The organism is Aeromicrobium sp. MLTX1 (assembly GCF_046452335.1).
Classification (GTDB): Bacteria; Actinomycetota; Actinomycetes; order Propionibacteriales; family Nocardioidaceae; genus Aeromicrobium.
In genome coordinates this window covers 213,705-226,059 of sequence record NZ_JBKFDN010000003.1, presented here as the reverse complement: position 1 = coordinate 226,059, position 12,355 = coordinate 213,705, and the positions used below count along the sequence as shown (strand labels likewise).

General features: G+C 72.1%; 10 protein-coding genes. 6 read left to right on the top strand and 4 right to left on the bottom strand.

The window, feature by feature from the left end; all coding sequences use genetic code 11:
• Positions 1-104 precede the first annotated feature (104 nt).
• The 4 genes from ACK99Q_RS16565 to icmF all read left to right on the top strand — a co-directional run bounded on the left by ACK99Q_RS16565 (position 105) and on the right by icmF (position 8,280).
• The gene (locus ACK99Q_RS16565) at positions 105-1,262 is read left to right on the top strand and encodes an exonuclease SbcCD subunit D (protein ID WP_410187201.1); all 1,158 of its coding nucleotides are present in this window, start codon (positions 105-107) and stop codon (positions 1,260-1,262) included.
• Positions 1,259-4,147 carry an AAA family ATPase gene (locus ACK99Q_RS16560; RefSeq protein WP_410187200.1) on the top strand — a complete coding sequence of 963 codons (2,889 nt, stop codon included), beginning with the start codon at positions 1,259-1,261 and terminating at the stop codon, positions 4,145-4,147. The genes ACK99Q_RS16565 and ACK99Q_RS16560 overlap by 4 nt, the downstream gene beginning before the upstream one ends.
• Before the next feature lie 57 nt (positions 4,148-4,204).
• Positions 4,205-4,876 (top strand): TetR/AcrR family transcriptional regulator, encoded by a 672-nt coding sequence (locus ACK99Q_RS16555; protein ID WP_410187199.1) that lies wholly within the window; start codon positions 4,205-4,207, stop codon positions 4,874-4,876.
• Between the two features lie 257 nt (positions 4,877-5,133).
• On the top strand, positions 5,134-8,280 hold the full coding sequence (gene icmF, locus ACK99Q_RS16550) for a fused isobutyryl-CoA mutase/GTPase IcmF (RefSeq protein ID WP_410187198.1): 3,147 nt from the start codon (positions 5,134-5,136) through the stop codon (positions 8,278-8,280).
• 3 nt (positions 8,281-8,283) lie between these two features.
• Here icmF and soxR read toward each other — a convergent pair whose 3' ends face one another.
• Positions 8,284-8,721: a redox-sensitive transcriptional activator SoxR gene (gene soxR / locus ACK99Q_RS16545; RefSeq protein WP_410187197.1), complete on the bottom strand. Its 438-nt coding sequence runs from the start codon at positions 8,719-8,721 to the stop codon at positions 8,284-8,286.
• Between the two features lie 36 nt (positions 8,722-8,757).
• On the opposite strand from soxR, the gene ACK99Q_RS16540 reads away from it, so the two are divergent.
• Complete coding sequence (locus ACK99Q_RS16540; RefSeq protein ID WP_410187196.1) at positions 8,758-8,898, top strand: hypothetical protein; 141 nt, start codon at positions 8,758-8,760, stop codon at positions 8,896-8,898.
• Between the two features lie 9 nt (positions 8,899-8,907).
• Here the strand turns inward: ACK99Q_RS16540 and ACK99Q_RS16535 are convergent, their stop codons facing one another.
• The 3 genes from ACK99Q_RS16535 to ACK99Q_RS16525 all read right to left on the bottom strand — a co-directional run bounded on the left by ACK99Q_RS16535 (position 8,908) and on the right by ACK99Q_RS16525 (position 11,364).
• The gene (locus ACK99Q_RS16535; RefSeq protein ID WP_410187195.1) at positions 8,908-9,885 is read right to left on the bottom strand and encodes an SRPBCC family protein; all 978 of its coding nucleotides are present in this window, start codon (positions 9,883-9,885) and stop codon (positions 8,908-8,910) included.
• 11 nt (positions 9,886-9,896) lie between these two features.
• Positions 9,897-10,253, bottom strand: coding sequence for an ArsR/SmtB family transcription factor (locus ACK99Q_RS16530; RefSeq protein WP_410187194.1), 357 nt, complete (start codon positions 10,251-10,253; stop codon positions 9,897-9,899).
• Between the two features lie 67 nt (positions 10,254-10,320).
• On the bottom strand, positions 10,321-11,364 hold the full coding sequence (locus ACK99Q_RS16525) for an ornithine cyclodeaminase (protein ID WP_410187193.1): 1,044 nt from the start codon (positions 11,362-11,364) through the stop codon (positions 10,321-10,323).
• A gap of 172 nt (positions 11,365-11,536) precedes the next feature.
• On the opposite strand from ACK99Q_RS16525, the gene ACK99Q_RS16520 reads away from it, so the two are divergent.
• Complete coding sequence (locus ACK99Q_RS16520; RefSeq protein WP_410187192.1) at positions 11,537-12,205, top strand: TetR/AcrR family transcriptional regulator; 669 nt, start codon at positions 11,537-11,539, stop codon at positions 12,203-12,205.
• Positions 12,206-12,355 lie beyond the last annotated feature (150 nt).

Here is a 12,355-nt window from a genome sequence, read left to right as displayed (position 1 = left end):
CGGGAGCCCGATGTGGCCGACGCCGCATCCCGATCGGCGATCCACGGCGACCCGCCCGGTGCGGGTGCGCCGAATTGTCCGAGCCGCTGGCTAGCGTCGAAGACGTGAAGATCCTCCACACGTCCGACTGGCACATCGGCCGGACGTTCCACCAGCACTCGACCGCCGAGGCCCTCGCCTCGGTGCTCGACGCGCTCGTGGAGGCCGTGCGCGAGCACGCGGTCGACGTCGTGGTCGTGGCGGGCGACGTCTTCGACTCGTCCACCCCGTCGGCCGCCGCGGTCGAGGAGCTCGACCGGGTGCTGGTCGCCCTGCGCCGCACGGGCGCCACGGTGGTCGTCACGTCGGGCAACCACGACTCGCCGGCGCGGCTGGGCGCCAAGGCCGCCTTCGCGCGCGAGTCCGGCGTCCACGTCATCACCCGGCCCGAGGACCACGTCACCCCCGTCACGGTCGAGGACGAGCACGGTCCGGTGCACGTCTACGGCATCGCCTACCTCGAGCCCGCGCTGATCCGCCACGTGTGGCCCGACCAGCGCCTCGCGCACCAGGCCGACGCGATCGGGTTCGCGCTCGACAACATCCGGGCCGACCTCGCCGAGCGTGGCGGACGCTCGGTCGTGCTGGCGCACACCTTCGTGTCGGGTGCCGAGGGCGAGTCGTGCGAGTCCGAGCGCGGCATCACCGCCGGCGGGCTCGACCGGGTGCCCGTGCCCACGTTCGACGGCGTCACCTACGCCGCGCTCGGGCACATCCACGGCCGCAACACGCTCGCGCCCCACGTCCGCTACAGCGGCGCGCCGCTGCACCTGTCGTTCTCCGAGCAGGACAAGCCGCGTGGCGCGTGGCTCGTCACCCTCGACGCCGACGGTCTCGGCGCGGTCGACTGGCTCGACCTGCCGGTGCCGCGGCCGCTCGCCACGCTCACCGGGACCCTCGACGAGCTGCTCACCGACGACGCGCACACGGTGCACGAGTCGTCGTGGGTCCGCGCGATCCTCACCGACGACGCCCGCCCCGACGACCCCATGCGCCGCCTCCAGCGCCGCTTCCCGCACTGTGCCCTCCTGGAGTTCCGTCCCGGCCGCGTCGACGACTCCGCGGCGCCGACGGATCCCCGTCGCCTCGCCGCGCTCACGGACCAGCAGGTCATGGCCGAGTTCCTCTCGTACGTGCGCGGGGGAGAGGGGCCCACCGAGGCCGAGGCCGCGATCCTCGACGACCTCGTCGGCCACGTGGCAGGCACCGAGGCGGCGCGATGAGGATCCACCAGATCTCGATGACCGGGTTCGGCCCGTTCCGCCAGACCCAGACCGTCGACCTCGACGCGTTCGCCGACCACGGCATCTTCCTCATCACCGGCCGCACGGGCGCGGGCAAGTCCAGCATCCTGGATGCGGTCGTCTACGCCCTCTACGACTCGGCCCCGCGCTACGCCTCGGGCGGCGGCAAGCAGGTGCGCAGCACGCACTGCTCGCCCGACGAGCCCACCCGGGTCGAGCTCGTCTTCAGCGCGGCCGGCCGCACCTACCGCGTGGTCCGCACGCCCGAGTACCTGCGCCCCAAGGTGCGCGGCACGGGCATGACGCGCGAGAAGGCCACCGCCGAGCTGTCGGTGCGCGACGGCGACCAGTGGGTCGGGATCGCCGCCCAGCCGCGCACCGTCGGCGAGGAGCTGCACGAGATCCTGCCGCTGCGCTGCGACCAGTTCCTCCAGGTCGTCCTGCTCGCGCAGGGCGACTTCCAGCGCTTCCTCGTGGCCTCCAGCGAGGACCGCCAGAAGCTGCTGCGCACCCTGTTCCGCAGCGAGCGCTTCAGCGACTACGACCTCGAGCTCCAGCGCCGGGCCGGCGCCCTGCGCCAGTCCCTGCGCGAGGCCGAGTCCGGCACGGCCGCCACCATCTCCGCCCTGGCCCAGCACGCCGGCCGTGACGTGCCCGAGGACGTCGACGAGGCGTGGATCGCCGAGGTCCTCGAGACGCACGACGCCGACGTCGAGCTGGCCAGGAGCGACCTCGACCAGGCCACCAAGGAGGTCGAGGCCGCCGCCGAGCTGCTGCGGCAGGCCACCGAGCTGGCCGAGCGTCAGCGCCGCTTCGCGCGCGCCACCGAGGCGATGGCCCTCGTCGTGCAGCAGGCGCCGGCGATCGCGGCCGACCGCGTGCGTCGCGACCTCGCCGTGGCCGCGCAGGCGGTCGAGGTGGCCCACCGCGCCCGGGTCGTCGCCGCAGCCCGCGCCGAGGAGGCCACGGCCGACCTGGCCACAGCCCTGGCGGGCTTCGACGAGGTCGTCGGCGGACCGCCGCCGACCGACCTCGTCCAGCACCGCGACCGGCTCACGTCGGACCTCGCGGTGCTCACGGCCCGGCTGGCCGACGAGCAGGAGCTGGAGCGTCTGCGGGCGCTCTCGGGCACGCTGGCCGAGCAGCTCGACGACCTCGGTCGCCGCGCCGACGATCTCGCGGCGCAGGCCCTCCACCACGACGCCGTCCTCGAGCGCGAGGTCGACGTCACGGTGGAGCAGGCCGGGTCGGCCCTCCAGCGGCTGCGCGACGAGCTCGCACTGGCGCGCAAGCGCGCCACCGCCGAGAAGCAGCTCGCCGCGGCCCAGGTCGAGGAGCTGCAGCGCGGCAAGGCCCGCACGGCGGCCTCCACGGCCCTGGACTCGCTCAACGAGCGCCGGCTCGCCGAGTACGCCGGCACCCTCGCGCAGGAGCTCGTCGCGGGCCAGCCGTGCGCGGTGTGCGGCTCGGCCGAGCACCCGGCACCGGCCGTCCTGGCCGACGGTCACGTCACCGAGGAGGCGCTCGACGACGCGCGGCAGGCGTTCGACGCGGCCGACCACGCGGCGCGCCGAGCCGGCGAGCAGGCCGCGGCACTGCGGGCCACGGTGCAGGGCTGGGCCGAGATCCGCCCCCTCGACGAGCTCACCGCCGCGGTGCGCGAGGCCGAGGCTGGGCTGACCCGTGCCCAGCAGGCCGAGCAGGAGCGGGTCGACTCGCGCGCGGCCAAGGAGCGCATCGCCGCGGCGCTCGCCGATCTCGGCGAGCAGCGGGCGGCGGTCGAGCAGCGCGTCGCCACCACCGAGCAGCAGGCCGAGGCCCTGGCGGCCACGGTCGCCGAGATCCGCGGTGACTCCGGCTCGGTCGTGGAGCGGATCGCCGTCGTGACCGGCCACCTCGAGGCCACCGGTCGCCTCGTCGAGGCGCGGGCCGCCGAGCAGACCGCGCGCGAGCGTCTCCGCGAGTGCGGCCAGACCCTCGCCGCCACGCTGGACCAGAACGGCTTCGCCGACGAGGACGAGTTCGCGCAGGCGCGGCTCGACGCGGCCGCGATCGCCGACCTCAGCCGGCGCATCGAGAAGCACGAGGCGCTGCGGGTGGCCAGCCAGACCGCCCTCGCCGCTCCCGAGCTCCAGGACCTGCCCACCGAGCCGGTCGACCTCGAGGGCCCGCAGGCGGTTCACGGGCAGGCGCGCGAGACCTGCGAGGCCGCCACGATCCGCTACGGCTCGGTCGAGACCAGTGCCGTCACGGCACACCGGCTCGCCGCCACGATCCGGCGTGCGTGGGCCACGCACGCGCAGGCGCGCGCGGAGTTCGCGGTGCTCGACCGGCTGGCCCGGTCGGTCCACGGCGAGTCGCCCAACACGCGCCGGATGCGCCTCGAGAGCTACGTGCTCGCCGCCGAGCTCGAGCAGATCGTCGTCGCGGCCAACCAGCGGCTGCACGCGATGTCCAGCGGTCGCTATGCGCTCGAGCGCAGCGACGTCGCCGCCACGCGCGGCTCGAACTCCGGCCTCGAGGTCCGCGTCCGCGACGAGTACACCGGCGTCACCCGCAGCCCTGAGTCGCTCTCGGGCGGCGAGAAGTTCCTGGCCTCGCTGGCGCTCGCGCTGGGTCTGGCCGAGGTCGTCACCCACCGCGCCGGTGGCATCACGCTGGACACGCTGTTCATCGACGAGGGGTTCGGCTCGCTCGACGCCGAGACGCTCGAGGTCGCGATGCAGACGCTCGACGGGCTGCGCCAGAACGGCCGCACGATCGGCCTCATCAGCCACGTCGAGACGATGAAGGAGCGGCTCCCCGCGCAGCTGGCCGTCGAGCGCACCGCCGACGGGTGGAGCCGGGTGGAGGCGCGCGCCTGATCGCAGGCGTCTGTCGAAGCGCCGGACAGGCCGTCCGCGCCGACCTATTCTGCGGGAATGGAGGACGACGGTCTGCTGAGCCTGCTGCCCGATCGCCTCGACCTGCCCCGCGGCCGATCGGCCCTGTCGAAGTCCGCGGTGGAGGCGTCCCGCCGGGGACGGATCATGCAGGCCGCGCTCGACGAGGTCGCGGAGTCGGGCTACGCCGCCGCCACCGTCGCCGCGATCACGAAGCGGGCCCACGTCTCGCGCTCCTCGTTCTACGACGCGTTCGCCGACAAGGAGGAGGCGTTCGCCGCCGCGCACTGGGACGCCAGCGACCTGGCCCTCACGCGGGTGTGGGAGCCGGCGCTGTCCCGGCCCGACCTCGACTTCGACGACCGCATCGCCACGGTCCTCGCGAGCTACCTCGACGTGCTGGAGACCGCGCGGTCGTTCACCATCTGCTTCTTCGTCGAGATCCTCGCGGCGGGGGAGCGGCTGGCGCGCCAGCGCGAGGAGATGCTCGAACGGCACGTGCAGATCCTGCACGAGCTGGCGAAGGTCTCGGCGGCCGACGACCCCACGATCCGGCTGCCCGAGCACGACGTCCTGCGCGCCCTGATCGGCGCGTTCGACGAGCTCGTGGCGCGGCGCGTCCGCAGCCAGCGTCACGATGGGGCCCTCGACCTGGCCGCCGTGGCTCCGCCGATCCGGGAGATCGTCGCCGCGGTCATCCATCGACCGTGACGCAGGCCACAGCCGACACGCTGGAGGCGGGTGGGGGACAGTTGTACTCACCGTGTACTTTTGCCAGTGACGGTGTGGTTCGTCTCCCCCGACCGAACCCCGTCCGACAGGTCGGTGCCCCCGCTCACCCCCCGATCGCGGGGGCACTGACCTCGTCCACTCCTCACTTCTCACCGCATCGCGCGGTGTTGACCCATGGTCAATGCTCGGACGTCCGACTATATTGCTAGGACATCCTAGTAATCGGTGAGGTCGCCATGCACGTTCCCGTGAATCCGGTGCGTTTCGTCACCGCCTCGAGCCTGTTCGACGGGCACGACGCGAGCATCAACATCATGCGGCGGATCCTGCAGTCGCAGGGCGCCGAGGTGATCCACCTCGGTCACAACCGGTCGGTGGCCGAGATCGTGGACGCCGCCGTGGAGGAGGACGTCCAGGGCGTCGCGGTGAGCTCCTACCAGGGCGGCCACGTGGAGTACTTCGAGTACCTCGTGCAGCTGCTGGCCGAGCGCGGCGCCGGCCATGTCCGCGTGTTCGGGGGCGGCGGCGGCGTCATCGTGCCGGACGAGATCGGCCGCCTGCGCAGCGTCGGCGTGACGATCTTCAGCCCGCAGGACGGCCAGCGACTCGGGCTGGCCGCCATGATCAACACGCTCGTCGAGGCCTGCGACGTCGACCTCGTCGAGGCGGGGCTGCCGGCCGCGGATGCCGTGCTGGCGGGCGACCGTGCCGCCGTCGCGCGGGCGCTGACGGCCGCCGAGTCCGGGCGCCTCGGGACCGACCTCACCACGGCGGTCACGACCGGCGCCGGGCGCTCGACGGCGCGGGTCCTGGGCATCACCGGCACCGGCGGATCGGGCAAGAGCTCGCTCACCGACGAGCTGGTGCGCCGGCTGCGCCTCGACCACGGCGACAAGCTGCGGGTGGCCGTCGTGGCGATCGACCCCACGCGACGCAAGGGCGGCGGCGCGCTGCTGGGTGACCGCATCCGGATGAACGCGATCGGCGGCCCGGTCTCGTTCCGGTCGCTCGCGACGCGCGGCAGCCACGAGGTGCCCGATCACCTCGCCGACGTCATCGCGGTGCTGAAGGCGGCGGGGAACGACCTGGTGATCGTCGAGACGCCCGGCATCGGCCAGGGCGACGCCGGGATCCTGCCGTACGTCGACGCCTCGCTCTACGTCATGACGCCGGAGTTCGGCGCCGCCAGCCAGCTGGAGAAGATCGACATGCTCGACTTCGCCGACGTGGTGGCGATCAACAAGTTCGAGCGCCGCGGCGCGAAGGACGCGCTGCGCGACGTGGGCCGCCAGCTGGTGCGCAACCGCGAGGCGTTCGGGCAGCAGCCGTCGGACATGCCGGTGTTCGGCACGTCGGCCGCGCACTTCAACGACGACGGCGTCACGGCGCTCTACCAGGAGCTGCGGGCGGTGCTGGGCATCGAGCCGGGGGTCCTGCCGGAGGTGTCGGTGCGGCACTCCAGCGACGAGCACCACCTCGTGCCGCCCCAGCGGGTGCGCTACCTGGCCGAGATCGCCGAGACCATGCGCGACTTCCACGACGAGACCGAGCGCTGGGCCGATCTGGCCGACCGGGCGCAGCACCTGGCCGCGGCGGCGGCCGCGCTGCCGGACGAGGCGACCCTCGCCGAGTCTGCGCGGCGCGCCCAGGAGGAGCTCCCCGCCGCCGTGCGCGAGTCCCTCGACGCCTGGCCCGGCGTGGTGGAGGCGTATTCCGGCGACGAGCAGGTGGTGAGGGTCCGTGACCGCGAGCTGCGGTTCTCCCTGGTGCGCGAGACGCTGTCGGGCAACCGGCTGCGCCGGGTGAGCCTGCCGCGGTACCGCTCGCACGGCGACCTCGTCCGCTTCTGGCGGCGCGAGAACCTGCCCGGCTTCTTCCCGTTCACCGCGGGCGTGTTCACGTTCAAGCGCGACAACGAGGACCCCGCGCGCATGTTCGCCGGCGAGGGAGACCCGTTCCGCACGAACCGCCGCTTCAAGCTGCTCAGCGAGGGCCAGCCGGCCACGCGACTGTCCACGGCCTTCGACTCGGTGACCCTCTACGGCCGCGACCCCGACCTGCGCCCCGACATCTACGGCAAGGTCGGCACGTCGGGCGTCTCGGTGGCGACCCTGGACGACATGAAGGTCCTGTACGACGGGTTCGACCTGCTCGACCCGTCGACCTCGGTGTCGATGACGATCAACGGCCCGGCGCCCACGGTGCTGGCCTTCTTCCTCAACGCCGTGATCGACCAGGCCGCCGAGAAGGGCATCGACGCGGCGGAGGCGCTGCGGCAGGTCCGCGGCACGGTGCAGGCCGACATCCTCAAGGAGGACCAGGGCCAGAACACGTGCCTGTTCTCCACCGAGTTCAGCCTGCGGATGATGGGCGACATCCAGGAGTGGTTCATCGAGCAGGGCGTCCGGAACTTCTACTCCGTCTCGATCTCGGGCTATCACATCGCCGAGGCCGGGGCGAACCCCATCAGCCAGCTGGCGTTCACGCTCGCCAACGGGTTCACCTACGTGGAGTCGTACCTCGCCCGCGGCATGGCGATCGACGACTTCGCGCCGAACCTGTCGTTCTTCTTCAGCAACGGCATGGACCCCGAGTACTCGGTCCTCGGCCGGGTCGCCCGCCGGATCTGGGCGGTCGCGATGAAGGAGAAGTACGGGGCGGGGGAGCGCAGCCAGAAGCTGAAGTACCACGTGCAGACGTCGGGCCGGTCCCTGCACGCGCAGGAGATGGACTTCAACGACATCCGCACCACCCTTCAGGCGCTCATCGCGATCTACGACAACGCCAACAGCCTGCACACCAACGCGTTCGACGAGGCCGTGACGACGCCGTCCGAGGAGTCGGTGCGCCGGGCGCTCGCGATCCAGCTCATCATCAACCGCGAGTGGGGCCTGGCCGCCAACGAGAACCCGCTGCAGGGCTCCTTCGTCATCGAGGAGCTCACCGAGCTCGTCGAGGAGGCCGTGCTGCGCGAGTTCGAGGCGATCAGCGAGCGCGGCGGCGTGCTGGGCGCGATGGAGACCGGCTACCAGCGCGGCCGCATCCAGGACGAGTCGATGCTCTACGAGCACCGCAAGCACGACGGCTCGCTGCCGATCGTCGGCGTCAACACGTTCAAGAACCCGCACGGCGACGAGGTGCCGCAGAAGCTCGCCCTGGCCCGCGCGTCCGAGGACGAGAAGCAGTCCCAGCTGCGCCGCCTGCACGAGTTCCAGCAGGCGCACCGCGGCGAGGCCGAGGCCGCGCTCGAGCGGCTCAAGGAGGCCGCCGCGAGCCATGAGAACGTCTTCGCCGTCCTCATGGACGCAGCGCGCGTCTGCTCCCTCCAGCAGGTCACCGAGGCCTTCTTCGAGGTCGGCGGCCAGTACCGCCGCAACGTCTGAGCGTCAGTCGGGGTCGAGGAGGCGGGGGCCGGGGCCCTCGGTGGCGAGGGCGTCGTCAGGATTCTGCAGCCGGCACTTCCGGAGCGACAGGCAGCCGCAGCCGATGCAGCCGTCGAGGTCGTCGCGCAGTCGCTCGAGCCGTGCGATCCGCTCGTCGAGCGAGGTGCGCCAGCGTCGCGACAGCCGCGACCAGTCGGCCTTCGACGGCGCGTGGTCGGTCGGCAGCGACGAGAGCGCCTCGCGGATCTCCGCCAGGGAGATCCCGACCCGCTGCGACGTGCGGATGAACGCGATGCGCCGCAGGACGTCGCGCGTGTAGCGCCGCTGGTTGCCCGCCGTCCGGGTGGACGTGATGAGGCCCTCGCGCTCGTAGAAGTGCAGGGCGGACACCGCGACGCCGGCTCGCTCGGCGACCTGGGAGGGAGTCAGGAGGACAGTCATTGACCTGAACCTTAGTTGAGGTTGTTCGATCAGACCATGCTCCAGTCGAAGCCCTCCCGGCGCCGCCGGGTCCGCCCGTCCCTGTCCGTCCCCGCCCGCCTCGTCGAGGGCCGCATCCGGCCCGAGGCGCGGGACCGCTTCATCGCAGCCGCGGTGGTGAGCCTGCGGCTGCGATGAGGCGGTGGGTCACGCCGGCGTGAGCACCTCGCGCTCGAGCCGGGCGTAGCTGGTCTCCATGCCGTCGGTCATGCCGGTGGCCAGGATCTGGTCGCGCAGCTCGCGGCTCGGGTAGGTGACGTAGAGCGACATGAGCGTCCCCTCGGCGACCGGCGTGAGGGTCAGCTCGTTGATCGTGCCCTCGCCCTCCATGCCGATCATCCGCTCGGTGGTGACCGAGCGGACCGGCGGGTTCACCTCGAGCAGCTCGCCGGTGAAGCCGAAGCGGTTCTCGCCCCCCTCCTGCTCCCACTCGTAGCGGTAGGTGTCGCCGACGTTCGTGGCGACCTCGCACACGGGCATCGTCCATCCCTCGGGACCGAGCTGCCAGCGCCGCAGCAGCTCGGGCTCGGTGTGGGCGCGCCACACCTGCTCGACCGTGCCGCGGATGATGCGGGTGATCCGCACGTGGGTGTCGTCGAGCAGCTGGCTCTCGGTGCCCACGGAGGCGACGAACGAGCTCAGGTCGGCCACGACGGCGTCCATCTGGCTCATGGCGGAGGTCATGCCCTCCTCCATGCCCTGTGCGATGAGCTCCTCGAGGTCCTTGAGGGAGGCGAACCACGTCGTGGTCGTGACGCGGGAGCCCTCGCCGGTCTCCTCGAACGCGAAGGTCATCCGCATGGACGGCATGTCGGGGTTCGGCACGCCCGGGTCGGTGCAGAAGCCGTCCTCGACCTCGAAGCCCTTGCCCTCGTCGACGGAGCGGAACTTCCAGTAGCCGGCGCTCTTCTCGCCGCCCGGCCCGGTCATGACGTAGTGGGACTCGCCGCCGGGGGTCATGTCGTGGCGGCTGAACGTGGCGGGCCACTCGACGGGCCCCCAGAAGCGCTCGAGCTGGCGGGGGTCGGCGTAGGCGTCCCACAGCCGGCGCACCGGCACGGGGAAGTCGGCGACGACGGTCATGGTGAGGTCGTCGGTGTCCTTGGACACGGAGGTGATGGGCATGGTCGTGCCTTTCAGGAGGGGTCGGGGTCGTCCTCGGCCAGGAGGGCGTCGAGGCGCTGCACGCGCGAGCGCCAGATGAGCTCGAACTCGTCGAGCAGCTGTTGGGCCCGGGCGATCGTGTGCGGATTGCCGCGGACCAGTCGTTCGCGGCCCTGTCGGTGCTTGGTCACCAGTCCGGCCCCTTCCAGCACGGCCACGTGCTTCTGCACCGCGGCGAACGACATGTCGTACGAGTCGGCCAGGCGGGACACCGACGCCTCGCCCACGAGGGTGCGGCGCACGATGTCGCGTCGAGTGGAGTCGGCGAGGGCGTGGAAGATGCGGTCGACCTCGGCGTCGGTCAGCTCGTTCTGAGAATCTACAACCATTTGGTTGCACGTTATGCCGAGAGGAGTCCGGCGTCAAGAGCGACGCCGGACTTCGTCCCGATCGGGGTCAGTGGGCGGCGGACAGGACGTCGGCGCCGGCGACGAGGCCGAACAGGTCCTTCGGGTCCGCGGGATCGGCGATGAGGTCGAGCCAGCTCACGAGATCCGTGCCGGCGACGGACTCGTGCGCGTAGCGGAGCGCCGCGAAGTCCTCCACCGCGAAGCCCACCGAGTCGAAGACCGTGATCGCGTCCGCGTCGCGGCGACCCGTCGCCTGTCCTGTGACGACCTGCCAGAGCTCGGTGACCGGGTGGTCGGCCGCGACGGCCTGGATCTCGCCCTCGATGCGGGTCTGCGGCTCGAACTCCACGAACACGTCCGCACGATGCAGGATCGCCGGGTCGAGCTCGGTCTTGCCGGGGCAGTCGCCGCCGATCGCGTTGACGTGCACGCCGGGCGCCACCATGTCGTCGGTCAGCACGAGGGCGCGCTGCTTGTCCGCCGTGCAGGTGGTGATGACGTCGGCGCCCTGGACGGCGTCGGCCGCGCTGGACGCGACGTGGACGTCGAAGCCGAGCGGCTCGGAGTTGCGCACGAACTTGTCCATCGCGGCGGGGTCGACGTCCCAGACGCGCAGCGAGGTGATGCCCAGCGCCGCGCGCATGCCGAGCGCCTGGAACTCGGCCTGCGAGCCGGTGCCGATCATCGCCATGACCCGCGAGTCCGGCCGGGCGAGGTGGCGCGCCGCCATCGCCGAGGTGGCCGCGGTCCGCAGGGCGGTGAGCACGGTCATCTCGGCCACGAAGGTCGGGTAGCCGGAGGACACCTCGGCCAGGACGCCGAACGCGGTGACGGTCTGGAGGCCGTACGAGGGATTGGAGGGGTGGCCGTTGACGTACTTGAAGCCGTAGGCGACGCCGTCGCTCGTGGGCATCAGCTCGATGACGCCCTCGGACGAGTGCGCGGCCACGCGCGGGGTCTTGTCGAAGGACGGCCAGCGGCGGAAGTCGGCCTCGACGGCGTCGGTCATGCCCGCGATGACGGCCTCGGCGCCGCGGGAGCGGACCCAGCGGACGGTGTGGGCCACGTCGAGGAAGGGGACGGAACTCATGAAGTCAACGCTACGCAGGGGTCAGGGCGCAAACAACGGAAATTTCTTGCGTGCTCAGGTAGCAAACGTTGCGTGCGAGACGCTCCTGAGCAACGTTTCTGCGTCGCGACGGCCTTCGGACAGCCGAAGAAGTGCGAGACACCCCGGGATTCCTGCGGATAATGTGTGCCGGGTGCCCGAAGACGCCCTGAGCCTGCTGCCCGAGCGGCTCGACCTCCCGCGGGGGCGCGCGGCACTTCCGGAGTCCGAGGTCGCCGCCTCGCAGCGGGGCCGGATCCTGCAGGCCGTGTCCGACGAGGTGGCGCACGCGGGGTTCGCCGGCGCCACGGTCACGGGCATCACCCGGCGGGCGCGCGTCTCGCGCACCACCTTCTACCGGTGCTTCTCCGACAAGGAGGAGGCGTTCGCCGCGGCCCACGAGACCATCAGCGAGCAGCTCGTCCAGTTCATCCGCGACCAGGGAGTGGCCCTCGACGACGCGGCCTGGGAGCAGCGGATCGAGCTCGGCGTCCGCGGCCTCGCGGCCTGCCTCGAGGCGCGACCGACGTTCGCGCGCAGCTTCGTCGTCGAGATCCACGCCGCGGGGGAGCGCCTGCGTCGCCAGCGCGACGTCGTGGTGGAGCGCCACGCCCGCAGCCTCGCGCGCGTGGCGGAGCTGGCCGCGGCGGCGGGCGCCGACGTGCGCGTGCCCACCGAGCTCGAGGTCATCGGCGCGATCGGCGCCGCCGAGGAGCTCGTCGCCCGCGAGATCCGGCGGACCCCACCGCGTCGGCGACTGCGGCTGTCCTCGGTCGTGCCGCCGGTCGTCACGATCCACACGACCCTGCTCCGGCCGGTCTGAGGCCATTTTCCCCTGCCGTTGCAGGCTTTGTGCAGGTGCTGAACAAATTGTCCGATTTTCGGGCGAGCTTGTGTACCAGTCCGGTACTTTTGGCTCGCGGCGCCTCGAGCTCACACCACTCGAGACTGCCGGGAGGGAAGCGCTCGGTCC